Origin of the sequence: Kribbella shirazensis (genome assembly GCF_011761605.1) — a bacterium.
In the GTDB taxonomy this organism is placed as follows: Bacteria; Actinomycetota; Actinomycetes; order Propionibacteriales; family Kribbellaceae; genus Kribbella; species Kribbella shirazensis.
The window spans coordinates 5,961,415-5,975,638 of sequence record NZ_JAASRO010000001.1 but is presented as its reverse complement, the minus strand read 5'-3'; the positions used below and the strand labels follow the sequence as shown (position 1 = coordinate 5,975,638).

Genomic DNA, 14,224 nt, shown 5'->3' with positions numbered 1-14,224 from the left:
TGCGCCATGCGAACGGGCTCAGTCAGGAGAAGTTGGCCGAGCGTGCGAGCATGCTGGTGCCGAACATGACGATCTCGGTCGACACGGTGCGGATTCTCGAGTCCGAGCGAAGGTCTCGACCGTTGCCGGTACGCCGCCCACCGCGGCCGTACTTCGCGCTCGAACTGATCGCCATGACCCTCAACGTCGAACTCGAGCAACTGCTTGTCGAATGTTTCAGCGACGAGGAACTGGCAGCGTCGTGCTTCGCCTCCGTGATCGACCTCCGAGCCAGCGCAATCGGGCAGTTCAACGATGTCCTGGACAGCGGCTCATTGGCGGATTTCATCGGCTCGATGCCCGCCGGCATCGACGAACTGATGCGATTGCCTGGTGTGCTGCAACTGAAGAACGCCGAGGCGTTCGTCTACATCTTCGCGTTGGAACGCAGCCTGCCCGCGCTTGAGATGGCCATCCTCTCCGAACCACCGGTGATGTTCCTGGATCACGAGGAGATCCACCGCTGGGCGACAGGTATGGGGCTGGACGGTGCCGACTTCGACACATTCGTCGCATTTGTCGGAAACTACCGGGAATACTCGCGACGACTCGCACTGGACGGCTCCAAACGGTACAAGATCGTGCTCGTCAAGCAGACGTTGCTGCACTTCTTCACGACGAAGAGCAGAGCCGCGGCGCGGACGATCATCGAGGACATGATCGTCATGCTGGACTCCTCGCCGTCGTTCGAGTTGGTGATCCTGGACCTGCCAGGTGGGACCGATGAGCTCGAGATCATCTGCGGCCACCGGGAGATCCCGAGTTCGCTGGACGCGACCGTCAGTCTGGTCATTCGTCAGACTTCCATGTCTGCCGAGGACGTGGAGTATTCACTGGTGCCGATGCCGCCTACACTGTCTGGTCTGCAGCGCGACATCTCCAAGGTGAACCAGTACTGGTCGCTGGCCCTGGACCAGTACCGCGTATCAGCGCCCGAGCGGTACTGGGTGACGCCCAGCCGCGTCACGACACTGCTGCTGAAGGATCTCCTGACCGATTTCACCTGAGTGGTTGATCCTGCCTCGGTCCGGCTTCGGTCCGAGCTCAGCACGAGTGATCGACAATTCGGTCACTGTTGCCTCACTGGTTGTCTGTCCCTCCTGGTCGTCTACTGAATTCGAGGCCTCCGGATTCCCCGCCGGCCCTGCAGAAGGAGGCTGGCATGAGGTCTGTCGGCGATATTCTCTTGCAACTGGTGAAAGACGAGCCGATTCTCGGTCTTGTCATCGGCCTGATTGCCGCCGTTTACTGGCGCACGGCCGCGAAGATTCTGTTGGGTCTCATGCTGGGACTTCTGCTGATCGGGTTTGCGGTCGTCTGGTCCGCCTAAATCACAAACTCCTGCGGTAGACCGTCGTGCTGCGGCGTACGTTCATGCCGAGGCGTTGGTACATCGCCAGGGCGCCGGTGCCGGAGTGGGTCCACAGGGTCAGGGTCTGCTTGCCCCGGGTGCCGGCTCCCTGGGCGGCGACCGTCAGCAGGGCGCGGGCCAGACCGCGGCCGCGGAGGTCGCGGCGTACGGCGAGTTGGTCCACGTAGCCGTCCGGTGAGTCGGGGAGGTCGAGGCTGATCGCGGCGCCGACGATCTCGTCACCGACGACCGCGACCGGTGACAGTTCCGGGACGAAGCTGGGGCGGTCGATCGTCGTCCCGGCCCACTCGTCGTACTCGTGCCGACGTGGCTGCCACTCGTCGAACGCGTCCTGCAGGACCTGATGCACGACCCGCTCGTCACCCGGCGCGAACGGCCGCACTGTCACCCCTTCAGGCACCACGGGAGCGGCGCCGTCGACAGGCCGCTCGAGCAACCAGTTGGTCGCGAGGACCTCGTACCCACGGGAGCGGAGCAGCTCGGTCCCGGCCTCGTCCGCGTCGTCGACCGTCTGCGCGAGCCAATCGCTGTCGTGCTCGCGGGCGCGTGCTTCCGCCCAGTCGAGCAGCTGGGTACCAAGACCGAGACCGACGTACGACGGATGCACGTCGACCTGGGCGCGCCGCCCGCCGTGGACCCACGCCCAGCCGGCGAGGTCGCCGTTCGATGCCTCCACGACACGGGTGTCGAGGTCGAGCGTGATGAGCGGTCGTTGTAGGTCGGCCGCGACCGTGTCCGGTACGGCCTGCACCTGACCATGCCAGCCCTGCTCGGCGGTGGCGATCAGCGCGTGGATCGCGGCCGCGTCGGTGAGCACAGCGGGCCGGGTCGTGAAGTCCATACACCGAATCCTGCCGGCATCACGGGCGGCCTCGCCGTAGGACTACCTGCTGGAGGGCCGGGCTAGGTCACCGGCTTCTTCTTGGGTGCGTTTCGTACATGCGGGCGGCCACGACGAGGCCGGACACGGCGGTGAGGGCGGCGACGGTCCAAACGGCGGCCGGGATGCCCCAGAGGTCGGCGACGAGGCCGGCGAGCAGGGCACCGACGGCGAATCCACCGTCGCGCCACAGCCGGTAGACACCGACAGCGCGGGCCCTCCAGGCGGGGTGTGCGACGTCGCCGATTGTTGCCAGCAGCGTCGGATACACCATCGCCGTACCCAGGCCGAGCAGCGTCACCGCGACAATCCACTGGCCGAAGCTGTCGCCCGCGGCCACCAAGCCTAGGGCGAGGGCCTGTAGCAGCATCCCGGTCGCGATCAGCCACTTGCGTCCCCATCGGTCCGACAGGGCGCCGGTGGCGAGCTGGCCGAATCCCCAGACCGCGGGGTACAGCGCGCCGAGCAGTCCGATGCGTGCCACGGACAGGTCGTGGTCGGCGAACAGGAGCGGGAACAGGCCCCAGGCCATGCCGTCGTTGAGGTTGTTGACCAGCCCGGCCTGGGATGCCGAGGAGAGCGCGGGTTCCGTGAAGCTGGTCTGTTTGAAGACCCGGCCCGTCGACACCGCGGTGTCGGGTGCGGCGTGGGCTGCTTCGTGGTCGGCGTGGCCCCGCGTCTCCCGGACGGCGAGGGTGGACAGGCCCAGGCCGAGGGCGGCGAATGCGGCACCGAGCAGGAAAGGCGCCGGGCGCAGCCCGTAGGCGTCGGCCAGGTACCCGGTGGCCATGGCGGTCGCCGCGACCGCGAGGTAGCCGGCAGCTTCGTTCAGCCCCATCGCCAGGCCGCGCCTGGCCGGGCCGACGAGGTCGATCTTCATGATGACGGTGGTCGACCAGGTCAGTCCCTGGTTGATGCCGAGCAGGACGTTGGCGGCGACCACCCACCCCCAGTTCGGTCCCCAGATCAGCAGAAGCGGGACCGGCAGCCCGATCAGCCAGCCGGTGACCAGGACCGGTTTGCGGCCGTAGCGGTCCGACCAGGTGCCGGCGAAGAAGTTCGTCGCGGCTTTCACTGCGCCGAACGCGAGGATGAACGTCAGCGCCCCGGTGTATTTGGTGAGACCGAATGTCTGCTCGGCCAGCAGTGGCAGCACGATCCGTTCCTGGCCGAGCATGCCGCCGACCAGGGCATTGACCGCGACCAGCAGCACGAACTGGGCGAGGTTGGCGCGTAGACCCAGCTGCGGGCTCTTCAAGGAAGCCGTCATTCCAGTGCGCGGCCGGTGGCGGCGGCGAGCTCGTCCGGGCCGCCGCCGAGCACCCGTACGTCGCGGTGTCCCGCGCGCTCCAGCAGGCTGGCACCGGTCATCGCCCGCTCACCGTGCCCGCACATCACCAGCATCGGCCCTGGTTCGACGGACCCGGCGCGCAACGTTCCGAGTTCGAGGTGCTGCGCGCCCGGGACATGTCCGGAGTGGTACTCACTGTCCTGGCGGACGTCGAGCAGCCGGCCACCGGTGACCTGCCCGGGCTCGACCAGCGGTGTTGTGGCGGTCTGCCCGTTCCAAGCGGCCATCGCGCCGGCCAGTTCACCCCGGGGGAGACCGAAGCCGATCTTCAGCGCCTGCCAGGCCAGCTCGTCCAGGTCCTGATCGGCGTTGCGTACCACCACGTAGTCCGCCTCGGAGTCGAGCAGCCAGCCGAGCCAGGAGGCGAACTGTGCGCGCAGGGCGATCGACAGCGCGCCGGGGATGTGTCCGGTGGCGAAGTCGTGGATCGGACGCACGTCGATCACGACCGCGCCCGCGGCGACGGCCGCGCTGAACTGGTCGGCGGACAGTGCCGGCACCTGCAAGTGGTCGCTCATCAAGGCGGGGCCGCGGCGGTTGGCTTCGGGCAGCCGCAGGAAGTACGGCGGGAAGCTGCCCAGTCCGTCGAGCAGCTGCTCGACGAACGTCTCCTCGTCGGGCACCCGCAGCAACGGATTCGACTGCTTCTCCCGCCCGATGGTCGAGGTCCGTTCGCCGCCGTGCGGCGCCGAGCAGAAGGACCCGGCGCCGTGCGTCGGCAGGACGGGTGTTGCGTCCGGCAGGTCCGCGAGTCGCCGCAGCGACCGGTACTGCAACCTGGTCAAGTGTTCGGTCTGGTCGGCGCCGGACAGGTCGGTGCGTGCGGCACCACCGACGATCAGCGACCCGCCGGTGAACACTCCTAGCCGCTCGGTGCCGTCGAGAAGCTCGAACGACAGATGCTCACCGGTGTGGCCGGGGGTCGCGAGCGCGCGCAACGTCAGGCCGCCGAGGGCGACCTCGTCACCGTCGGACAACCGGTCATGGGTGAACTCCCGCTCGCCCGCGGCCGAGGCCAGCAGTCGCGATCCGTCGACCGCGGCGAGCTGGACCGCGCCGGACAGGAAGTCGGCGTGCAGGTGCGTGTCGGCGGCGAAGGCCAGTGTCAGGCCGCGCCGCTCGGCCTCGGTCCGCAGTGCCCGCAGATCCAGCGACGGATCGACGGTCAGCGCCCGCCCGTCGCCCAGGTCGACGAGATACGAGGAGTTGCCCAGCCCCGCGTCGACCACCGCGACGATCATCTTGCTCTGCTCGGCATCCACTTCTACACTATTCCATGAATCTTTGGAGGAATGTCAATGGGTGACCGGGCGGCCAAGGCAGCACTGTTCGAGCAGTTCGCGCAGGTCGGCAAGGCGCTCGGCAGCGCCAAGCGGCTTGAGATCCTCGATCTGCTGGCCCAGGGCGAGCGGTCGGTCGAGGTGCTCGCGGGGCGCGCTGGTCTGGGGCTGACGACTGCGTCCAATCACCTGCAGCTGCTGCGCCAGGCCGGGCTCGTCGCAGCGCGCAAGGAAGGCACGAAGGTCTACTACCGGCTGGCCGGCAGTGATGTCGCCGCGCTGTGGGCGCAGTTGCGCGACGTCGCCTCGGCGCATGACGCCCAGGTCGATCGGGCTCGGCGCGCCTATCTCGGCGACGAGGACATCGCCGAGGTGACTCGGGACGAGCTGCTCCGTCGACTGGAGGCCGGTGACGTCACGGTCGTCGATGTCCGTCCCGGCGAGGAGTACTCAGCGGGACATATTCCCGGGGCGCTGTCGATCCCGGTCGACGAGCTCGCCGACCGCCTGGCCGAGCTGCCGGCCGGTACGGCGATCGTCGCGTACTGCCGCGGCTCGTACTGCGTGATGGCACACGAAGCCGTGCGCATGCTGACCGCCGAAGGGCTGTCGGCGGCGCGACTGAGCGACGGCATGCTCGAGTGGCGCCTGGCCGATCTTCCGGTCGCGAGCTGACCGCGCAAGGCTGCCGGACCGGGGGGATCTGATGGGCATCGAAGAGACACTGAGCCAGGTGCGAGCCGGTTTGCCGCGCCTGGACCCCGCGCAGGCTTACGCGCTCAGCGCCGATGACGACACGTTCATCGTCGACACCCGGCCCGAGTTCCAGCGACGAGCGGCCGGTGAGATCCCCGGCGCGCTCGTCATCGAACGCAACCACCTGGAATGGCGCCTGGACCCCACCAGCGACGCCCGGATCCCCGAAGCCGTCAGTGCGGACATCCGCTGGATCGTGGTGTGTGAAGGCGGTTACTCCTCCAGCCTGGCCGCTGACTCTCTCCGCCGAATCGGCCTCCACCGCAGCACCGACGTGATCGGCGGCTTCAACGCCTGGCAAGCCAACGGCCTACCAGTCGTCGCGCCGCCGCCTCAGGCGAGATCGAGCCGGGTCGTGCGCTGAGCTGGTCGCCGCGGCGCAGGACAACCCCGACGGGTTTCATCGGTTCATCCGGCAGCCCGGTCAGGATCGAGCACGACCCAGACGTGATTGATTGCCGGACAGGACCTAGGTGGGGGTGTCCGCGTCGGCGGCTTCGACCTCTTCGCGGGTGATGCCGAGCAGGTAGAGGATCGTGTCGAGGTACGGGACGCTCAGGTGGGTGTCGGCGGCCGCGCGGACGACCGGCTTGGCGTTGAAGGCGACGCCCAGGCCGGCGGCGGCGAGCATGTCGAGGTCGTTGGCGCCGTCGCCGATCGCGACCGTCTGGGTCAGCGGCGTTCCCGCGCGCTCGGCGAAGCGGCGCAGCGCGGTCGCCTTCCCGGGCCGGTCGACGATGTCGCCGACGACGCGGCCGGTGAGCTTGCCGTCGACGATCTCCAGCTCGTTCGCCATCGCGTAGTCGATGCCGAGCTCGGCGGCGAGCTTGTCGGTGATCTGGCTGAACCCGCCGCTGACGATCGCGAACTGGTAGCCGAGCCGCTTCAGTGTCCGGACCAGTGTGCGCGCACCGGGCGCCAGTTCGATCGCGGCGTACACCTCGTCGAGCGCGGTCGCGGGCAGTCCTTCGAGCGCCGCGACCCGGTGCCGCAGCGACTCGGCGAAGTCCAGTTCGCCGCGCATCGCCTGCTCGGTGACGGCGGCGACCTCGGCGAGCCGGCCGGCGTGCGCGGCGAGCATCTCGATGACCTCGCCCTGGATCAGGGTCGAGTCGACGTCCATCACGATCAGCCGCTTGGCCCGCCGGTACAGCCCGCCGTCCTGTACGGCGATGTCGAGGCCCTGCCGGACGCCCTCCTGCGCGAGGACGGTCCGTAGCGCCTCGGGCTCGGCGCCGGAGACCGCGAACTCCATGGCGGTCACGGGGTACCGCGCCATCCGGCTGATCCGGTCGATGTTCGCGCCGGTGTCGGCGATCCGGCCGGCGATCGCGGCGAGGCCGGCGGCGGACAGCGGGTGCCCGATCACGGTCACCTGGCTGCGGCCCTTGCGCCGCGGCTCGTTGTCGCCGACACCCTTCTTCACCGAGATGTCGACGTCGAGGACGCTCGCGAGCGCCTTCAGTTCTTCCTTCAGGCCCTTGTGGTCCCGCGGTGCCGAGAGCAGTACGCCGAGCACCAGGCGTCCCCGCAGTACGACCTGCTCGGCGTCGATCACCTCGAGCCCGCGCGTCGCGAGCGTGGACAGCACCGCGGACGTCAGCCCCGGCCGGTCGGTCCCCGTCAACGTCACCAGCACGGTCGGCCGCTCGGCCGCCGCCCTCTCAACCTCACCCAGATCGCTCATCGCACCCCGAACGCTACCCAACCCCACGGCCCGCCGCCCCGCCCCGCCCAGGATCCGGCCACCTTGTGCACCAGATCCGTGCGACGAGGCGCCTGTGGCACGGACCTGGTGCACAAAGCGCGGCCGCGCGCGGCTGCCGTCTGCGGCCGAGCGCGCGGTGGCGCGGGGTGTGCGGTGGCGCGGCGTGGGGCGGGGTGCGGGGCTGCCGGGTGGTGGGCGGTTACGTGCCTGGGGGTGGGGCGCAGGCGGCGACGAGGGCTCGGCGGGCGGCGGCGGCCAGGGCCAGGAGGGTTCGGCGGCGGGCGTCAGCCTCGGCTCCGGTGACCGCGGCGCCGTCGTCCTCCAGTGCCGCGTCGGCGATCGCGAGACAGCGCCGCGCCGTCGCAGCGGTCTTCACCGCGCGTGGCTCGTACCCGGGCGCGAGGTCGTCGCCCTGTCCCTGCCCGATCTTCCGGATGTCGATCAGCGCGTCCGCGACCTCCGGCTTCCATCGCGCGACGTCGAGCGCGGCCAACGACTCCGCCGCGTCGATCAGCGCCATCCGCAGACCACGATCCGCCTCACCGAAATCGGCCGGCAGCGGACTCGCCGCGGGCAGCACGGTCCACTGCACAGCGGGACCGACGTACGACGGAACGAGTCCGAGCTCGGGCCCCGTGAGCACGACGGCCTCGCCCGTCTCCAGCGCGGCCTCGTTGAACGCCGGGGGACCGGCCAGTCCGATCGGGTCGCCGGGGACGGGCAGTGCGAGATGAGCCTGCTTGGTGCCCGCCGCGCGCAGCAGGTTGAGGGCGACCGGCAGGGTGGCCGGCTCGGGATGACCGGCGAGGCCCGCGACGTGGTGACCGACGTCCGCGCCGAGGATCTTCAGTGCGGCGGTGTCGGGATCGCAGGCTCCGGTCAGCATCGCGTTCGTCCAGACCGTGAACCGGACCGAGGCGGAGGTGGTCAGCACGCCCGCAAGTCTCTCACCACCCGACGACGGGTCGCGGACGCCGACCCCTTAGGTTTTGAGCATGACTGCAGTGGTGGAGCTGGCCGGGGTGACGATCGTCCGCGGTGACGCGCGGCTGCTCGACGGGATCGACTGGACGATCGACGAGGCCGATCGCTGGGTGGTGATCGGGCCGAACGGCGCCGGCAAGACCACGCTGCTGCAGATCCTCGCCGCCCAGCTGCACCCGACGTCCGGCGTCGCCGGGCTGCTCGGCGAGGTGCTGGGAGCGGTCGACGTCTTCGAGCTGCGGCCGCGGATCGGACTGACCAGCGCCGCGCTGGCCGACCGGCTGCCGACGAGCGAGCGGGTCTCCGACGTCGTGATGTCGGCGTCGTACGCCGTCCTCGGCCGCTGGATCGAGGAGTACGACGAGCTGGATCACCAACGGGCCGGCGCGCTGCTGGCCGAGCTCGGTATCGCGCACCTGGCGGACCGGACGTTCGGGACGCTGTCGGAGGGGGAGCGCAAGCGGGTACAGATCGCCCGCGCGCTGATGACCGACCCCGAACTGATGCTGATGGACGAGCCCGCGGCCGGCCTCGACCTGACCGGGCGCGAGCAGTTGGTCCGCTCGCTCAGCTCGATCGCGACCGCGGCCGGTGCGCCCGCGATGGTGCTCGTCACCCACCACGTCGAAGAGGTCCCGCCCGGCTTCACCCACGCCCTGCTGCTCAAGCAGGGCCGCATCGTCGCCGCCGGTCCGATGGACGAGGCCCTCACCGCCGAGAACCTCAGCGAGACCTTCGACCTGGCCCTCACCCTCAAGCAGGAAGACGGCCGCTACACGGCTCGCGCCCTCTGACCCACTCACCCCGTCCCGCCCGAGCCGCCCGTTCTGCCCCGCATTTCGCTGGCAGACCCACCAGATACGGGGTTCTCCACCCGTAACCAGGGTGCAGAACCCCGCATCTGGTGGGTCCACCAGGAAAATGCGGGTGGGGCGGGGAGCGTGGGTGGGTGGTGACGCGTCAAACGGCTGCTCCGACCTCCGAACCTGGATAGGCTTGGGAAATGATGGATTGGCTGCGGGACAACATCTGGGCGGCATGGCTGGCGATTGCCGCCGTCCTCGGTCTGGCCGAGCTGGCGTCGCTCGACTTCACCTTGCTGATGCTGGCCGCCGGCGCGCTCACGGCGGCCGGGGTGGCGGCGTTCTTCCCGGGGCTGCTGTGGCTGCAGATCGTCATCGGGTTGATCGCGGCGGGCGCGATGCTCGGCGCGATCCGGCCGATGATCGTGCGGAAGATCCATCACGGCCAGGAGCTGAAGACGGGCTCCGCCCACGTGATCGGCCGCACCGGCACCGTGGTCAAGGAGATCCATCCCGACGGCGGCGGCTCGATCCGGCTCGGCGGCGACCTGTGGACGGCCCGTCCGTACGACGAGGTGTCGACGATCGCGCCCGGCACCCGCGTCGAGGTCATGTCGGTCGACGGTGCGACCGCGGTCGTCTACCCGGTGAGCGACCCGCTGCACCACCAGCTCGGCACCAACGAGCCCCCGCAGCAGGACCCGAAGCAGGACCCGCCCCAGGCGTGACCCTCAGGTGGTCCCGTCGGCGCAGTACTGTCGGACCTGAGGGCGGCGACGGCGTTGCTGCGTGCTCAGGTACCCGGCGCGCCGGGGAACCGGTACGCCGGATGGCCCGTCGATAGGAAAGACTGTCCGTCCTGAGGGCAATGCCGAGTGGAGGGTCGAAGTGACCGCGTTCCTTGTGGTGCTGGCACTGGTCGCCTTACTGGTGATCGTGACACTGATCAAGTCCGTCCGGGTCGTGCAGCAGCAGACCGTCGGGATCGTCGAACGGTTCGGCAAGTTCAAGACCGGTTTGCAGCCGGGTCTGAACCTGCTGACCCCGTTCGTCGACAAGGTCCGCTACACGATCGACATGCGCGAGCAGGTCGTCGCGTTCCCGCCGCAGGGCGTCATCACCGAGGACAACCTGATGGTGTCGATCGACTCCGTCATCTACTTCCAGGTGAACGACCCGGTGCGGGCGACGTACGAGATCTCCAACTACATCCAGGCGATCGAGCAGCTGACCATGACGACGCTGCGGAACATCATCGGTGGCATGGACCTCGAGCAGACGTTGACCTCACGTGAGGAGATCAACGAGAAGCTCCGGTACGTGCTGGACGAGGCGACCGGCAAGTGGGGCATCCGGGTGAACCGGGTCGAGCTGCGCTCGATCGACCCGCCGCCGTCGATCCAGGACTCGATGGAGAAGCAGATGCGCGCCGACCGCGACAAGCGCGCCGCGATCCTCACCGCGGAAGGTATGCGCCAGTCGGCGGTCCTGTCCGCCGAGGGTCAGAAGCAGTCCGCGATCCTCACCGCGCAAGGTGACAAGGAGTCCCGGATCCTGCGGGCGCAGGCTGAGCGCGAGGCCCGGATCCTGAAGGCCCAGGGTGAGGCGCAGGCCATCACCACCGTCTTCAACGCGATCCACGCCGGCAAGCCGGACCAGGGTCTGCTCGCCTACCAGTACCTGCAGATGCTGCCGTCGATCGCCCAGGGCGACGCGAACAAGCTGTGGATCGTGCCGAGCGAGATCGGCGACGCGCTCAAGGGTCTCGGCAGTGCGGTCGGCCAGGTGGCCGGCATCCCGCAGAAGGCCGAGGGGCAGTGGGAGGCGCCGGAGCTCGCCAACGGTGAGGTGCCGGCGATCGACACCGGCGCCGAGGTGAGTACGCCGGACGCCGCCGTGGCCGAGGCAGACAACGCGGTCGCCGAGGCGATCGCGGCCGCGCAGAACGCGGCCGTCAGCACCCGCAGCCAGGCCGCGCCGAGCACGCCGTCGGTCCCACCGCCGGCCGCGAACCCGGCCCAGAACCCGATGCAGAACCCGCTGCAGGAGCCGCCGGCGCAGGAGCCGCCGCAGCGCTGAGGAACAGGCAGCACGAGAGCCCTCCTGGGATTGCTTCCAGGAGGGCTCAGTGCTGTTCAACCGTCGGACAAATCTGCGGGGGTGCGGTCAGGTGCGTAAAGTCTGGCAGCGATGACATGGTTCGAGGCGGTGTTCGTCCTGCTGGCGGGGATGGGCGCGGGAACGATCAACGCCGTGGTGGGGTCGGGCACGCTGCTCACCTTCCCCGCCTTGCTTGCCGTCGGCATCCCACCGGTCCTGGCGAACGTCAGCAACACAGTCGGTCTGGCGCCCGGTACGGCGGCGGGCGCGATCGGCTACCGCCGCGAGCTCGAAGGACAGCGCGGCCGGATGCTCCGCCTGGTCCCGGCCTCACTGGCCGGCGGCATCGTCGGGGGAGTGCTGCTGCTCACGCTGCCCGAGTCCGCGTTCCACGCCGTCGTACCGGTCCTGATCCTGCTCGGCTGCTTGCTGGTCGCCTTCCAGCCGTGGCTGTCGCGATGGATCAGCGTCCCGTCCCACCAGCACCGCGGAGCCTGGTGGGTGATCCCGGCAGTCTTCGCGACCGGTGTGTACGGCGGGTACTTCGGTGCCGCGCAAGGCGTGCTGCTGATGGCGATCCTGGGCCTCGGGCTGGACTCCAACCTGCAGCGGATGAACGGCCTGAAGAACGTCCTGGCCACCGTCGTGAACACGGTCGCCGCGATCCTGTTCGTGATCGTCTCCGACGTCGACTGGCTCGCCGCCGCGCTGATCGCGGTCGGCTCGACCATCGGCGGGTTCATCGGTGCCCGCTACGGCCGCCGGCTGCCGCCGATCGCGTTGCGCGCACTGATCGTCTGCATCGGCGTCCTGGCCATCGTCACGATGGTGTTCTGACCTCTGTCTTGCTCTGGAGCCCGGCCAGCAACAGGTCGAGCCCGTAGTCGAACTGCTCGTCGCCGCCGGTCGTCCGGGCCAGCTCCGGCGCCAGCTCCACGACCGACGGGAAGTCGCGCGCCGACAGTGACTCCATCGACATCCGCAATCGCCGCCACGCCTCGGGATCTCGGCGTTCGGCGGCCATCTGGATCTCCCACGACGTCGACCCGAGCACGTACGTGAACAGCGTCGTGTGCGTCCGCGCCGCCGTCTCCGGAGCGAACCCGGCGGACCGCAGTACGCCGAGCAGCCCCTCGGCGACCCGCGCCGTCTCGTGCCCGCTCAGCGGCCGACCCGCGAGTAGTTGCGCCAGGCAAGGATGCTGCAGCATCAGCAGCCGCAGCGAGCGGCACACGGACCGCACCTGGTCCGGCCACGGCGCATCCTTCGGTACGTCGGGCAACAGTGACATCAGGTGATCGCGGACGGCGTCGTACAGCTCGTCCTTGTTCCGGAAGTACGTGTAGAGGGCCATCGGCCCGACGCCCAGCTCGGCGGCGACCCCGCGCAGGCTGAACGCGTCCGCGCCCTTCGCCTCCATCAACGCGAGCGCGGTGCGCACGATCAGGTCGGCGCTCAGCGTGTTCCGCGGTGTGCGCGCCATATGTGACCCAACTCCCTTCCCGGCGGCTACTGTGCTCCTAACGTACAGCGTATAGTACGGTGTATGCGAGCCATTCAGATCACCGAGTTCGGCGGACCCGAGGTCCTGAAGATCAGCGACGTCCCGGAGCCGGTGGCAGGTGACGGGCAGGTCCTGATCGCGGTCGACCGCGCGGGGATCAATTACGCGGACACGCATCAGGTCGAGAACAGCTACCTCTCCAAGACCGAGCTTCCGCTGATCCCCGGCGGTGAGGTCGTCGGCCGGACGGCGGACGGTCGCCGGGTGGTCGCACTCGTCGGTTCCGGCGGGTACGCCGAGCAGGCTGTCGCGCACGCGCCGTACGCCTGGGATGTGCCCGAAGGTGTCACCGACGGTCAGGCGCTCGCGCTCGTGTTGCAGGGGACCACCGCGTGGCACCTGCTCAAGACCTCGACCCACTTGCAGCCTGGTGAGTCCGTGCTCGTGCACGCCGGTGCCGGTGGTGTCGGATCGCTCGCCGTTCAGCTCGCGAAGCTCTGGGGCGCCGGCCGCGTGATCGCGACCGCCTCGACCGAGGACAAGCGCAAGCAGGCCCTCGAGCTCGGCGCGGACGCCGCCGTCGACGGTACGCCGGAAGGCCTGAAGGACCGCATTCTCGAGGCGAACGGCGGGAAGCGGGTCGACATCGTGCTCGAGATGGTCGGCGGCCCGACCTTCGACGAATCGTTCGCCGCGCTGGCGCGCTTCGGCCGCTTGGTGACGTTCGGTGCCGCGTCGCGGCAGTCGGCCGCGCCGGTCGACCCGGGCCGGTTGATGAAGGGCTCCAAGACCATCGCCGGGTTCTGGCTGGCCGACTGCTTCGCGAACCCGCAGCTGCTCGGCGGTCCGCTGGCGGAGCTGTTCGACCTGACCGCGAACGGCAAGCTGCACCCGCTCGTCGGCGGCGAGTACCCGCTGTCCGGCGTCGCCACCGCCCACGAGGACATGCGAGCCCGCCGCACCGTCGGCAAGCTCCTGCTCGATCCCACCCGTTGAGGAGAAACCAGCTATGACCATCGCTGTTGAGAAGGTTCTGTACACCGCCCGCGCCACCGCGAACGGCGGTCGCGACGGCAAGGTCGCCACCGACGACGGCAAGCTCGACGTCCTGGTCGTGCCGCCGGCCGAAATGGGTGGCAGCGGCAACGGCACCAATCCGGAGCAGCTGTTCGCGGCCGGCTACGCGGCCTGCTTCCACAGTGCGCTGAAGGTCGTCGCGCGGCGCGAGCGCCAGGATGTCGACGGCTCGACCGTCACCGCCGAGGTCGGCATCGGCCCGATCAACGGCGGCGCCGGCTACGGCCTCGAGGTCGCGCTCGTCGTGAGCCTGCCCGGGATCGCGGACCGCGCCGTCTCCGAGGACCTCGTCGCCAAGGCGCACCAGGTCTGCCCGTACTCGAACGCCACCCGCGGCAACATCAAGGTCGACCTGAAGGTCGCCTGAGCC

At 69.4% G+C, this 14,224-nt stretch carries 17 protein-coding genes; 10 read left to right on the top strand and 7 right to left on the bottom strand.

Going from position 1 to position 14,224, the window contains the following annotated elements; all coding sequences use genetic code 11:
- Positions 1-22: 22 nt before the first annotated feature.
- Positions 23-175, bottom strand: a complete 153-nt coding sequence (locus BJY22_RS41930; protein WP_238350490.1) for a hypothetical protein — start codon at positions 173-175, stop codon at positions 23-25.
- On the opposite strand from BJY22_RS41930, the gene BJY22_RS28865 reads away from it, so the two are divergent.
- Both BJY22_RS28865 and BJY22_RS28860 read left to right on the top strand, forming a co-directional pair.
- Positions 174-1,046: a hypothetical protein gene (locus BJY22_RS28865; protein ID WP_238350489.1), complete on the top strand. Its 873-nt coding sequence runs from the start codon at positions 174-176 to the stop codon at positions 1,044-1,046. The two genes, BJY22_RS41930 and BJY22_RS28865, sit on opposite strands and share 2 nt — an antisense overlap.
- Positions 1,047-1,201: 155 nt before the next feature.
- Complete coding sequence (locus tag BJY22_RS28860) at positions 1,202-1,369, top strand: hypothetical protein (RefSeq protein WP_167212824.1); 168 nt, start codon at positions 1,202-1,204, stop codon at positions 1,367-1,369.
- A 1-nt stretch (position 1,370) separates the two neighbouring features.
- Here BJY22_RS28860 and BJY22_RS28855 read toward each other — a convergent pair whose 3' ends face one another.
- The 3 genes from BJY22_RS28855 to BJY22_RS28845 all read right to left on the bottom strand — a co-directional run bounded on the left by BJY22_RS28855 (position 1,371) and on the right by BJY22_RS28845 (position 4,904).
- Positions 1,371-2,252: a GNAT family N-acetyltransferase gene (locus tag BJY22_RS28855; RefSeq protein WP_167212821.1), complete on the bottom strand. Its 882-nt coding sequence runs from the start codon at positions 2,250-2,252 to the stop codon at positions 1,371-1,373.
- Positions 2,253-2,319: 67 nt separating this feature from the next.
- Positions 2,320-3,549 carry an MFS transporter gene (locus BJY22_RS28850; RefSeq protein WP_238350488.1) on the bottom strand — a complete coding sequence of 410 codons (1,230 nt, stop codon included), beginning with the start codon at positions 3,547-3,549 and terminating at the stop codon, positions 2,320-2,322.
- Positions 3,550-3,557: 8 nt separating this feature from the next.
- Entirely contained in the window at positions 3,558-4,904 is a 1,347-nt protein-coding gene (locus tag BJY22_RS28845; protein WP_337759350.1) for an MBL fold metallo-hydrolase, read from the bottom strand.
- A gap of 36 nt (positions 4,905-4,940) precedes the next feature.
- On the opposite strand from BJY22_RS28845, the gene BJY22_RS28840 reads away from it, so the two are divergent.
- Positions 4,941-5,597 (top strand): ArsR/SmtB family transcription factor, encoded by a 657-nt coding sequence (locus BJY22_RS28840; protein ID WP_167212815.1) that lies wholly within the window; start codon positions 4,941-4,943, stop codon positions 5,595-5,597.
- A 31-nt stretch (positions 5,598-5,628) separates the two neighbouring features.
- Positions 5,629-6,042 (top strand): rhodanese-like domain-containing protein, encoded by a 414-nt coding sequence (locus tag BJY22_RS28835; RefSeq protein ID WP_167212813.1) that lies wholly within the window; start codon positions 5,629-5,631, stop codon positions 6,040-6,042.
- Positions 6,043-6,147: 105 nt separating this feature from the next.
- Here the strand turns inward: BJY22_RS28835 and serB are convergent, their stop codons facing one another.
- A complete protein-coding gene (gene serB / locus BJY22_RS28830) occupies positions 6,148-7,365 on the bottom strand; it encodes a phosphoserine phosphatase SerB (protein WP_167212811.1) in 1,218 nt (405 codons plus the stop codon).
- Between the two features lie 220 nt (positions 7,366-7,585).
- Positions 7,586-8,320: a hypothetical protein gene (locus BJY22_RS28825; RefSeq protein ID WP_337759347.1), complete on the bottom strand. Its 735-nt coding sequence runs from the start codon at positions 8,318-8,320 to the stop codon at positions 7,586-7,588.
- Positions 8,321-8,381: 61 nt separating this feature from the next.
- Here BJY22_RS28825 and BJY22_RS28820 point away from each other — a divergent pair, with 61 nt between their 5' ends.
- From BJY22_RS28820 to BJY22_RS28805, 4 genes are all read left to right on the top strand, one after another.
- On the top strand, positions 8,382-9,164 hold the full coding sequence (locus tag BJY22_RS28820; RefSeq protein ID WP_167212808.1) for an ABC transporter ATP-binding protein: 783 nt from the start codon (positions 8,382-8,384) through the stop codon (positions 9,162-9,164).
- 209 nt (positions 9,165-9,373) lie between these two features.
- Positions 9,374-9,901, top strand: coding sequence for an NfeD family protein (locus BJY22_RS28815; protein ID WP_167212806.1), 528 nt, complete (start codon positions 9,374-9,376; stop codon positions 9,899-9,901).
- Positions 9,902-10,061: 160 nt separating this feature from the next.
- Positions 10,062-11,252, top strand: coding sequence for an SPFH domain-containing protein (locus BJY22_RS28810; protein ID WP_337759345.1), 1,191 nt, complete (start codon positions 10,062-10,064; stop codon positions 11,250-11,252).
- A 111-nt stretch (positions 11,253-11,363) separates the two neighbouring features.
- Entirely contained in the window at positions 11,364-12,110 is a 747-nt protein-coding gene (locus BJY22_RS28805; RefSeq protein WP_167212803.1) for a sulfite exporter TauE/SafE family protein, read from the top strand.
- Here the strand turns inward: BJY22_RS28805 and BJY22_RS28800 are convergent.
- Positions 12,094-12,756 (bottom strand): TetR/AcrR family transcriptional regulator, encoded by a 663-nt coding sequence (locus BJY22_RS28800; protein ID WP_167212799.1) that lies wholly within the window; start codon positions 12,754-12,756, stop codon positions 12,094-12,096. The genes BJY22_RS28805 and BJY22_RS28800 overlap by 17 nt on opposite strands.
- Positions 12,757-12,819: 63 nt before the next feature.
- Between BJY22_RS28800 and BJY22_RS28795 the strand changes: the two genes are divergently transcribed.
- The gene (locus BJY22_RS28795) at positions 12,820-13,773 is read left to right on the top strand and encodes a quinone oxidoreductase family protein (protein WP_167212797.1); all 954 of its coding nucleotides are present in this window, start codon (positions 12,820-12,822) and stop codon (positions 13,771-13,773) included.
- A gap of 13 nt (positions 13,774-13,786) precedes the next feature.
- Positions 13,787-14,221, top strand: coding sequence for an organic hydroperoxide resistance protein (locus tag BJY22_RS28790; RefSeq protein WP_167212795.1), 435 nt, complete (start codon positions 13,787-13,789; stop codon positions 14,219-14,221).
- Positions 14,222-14,224 lie beyond the last annotated feature (3 nt).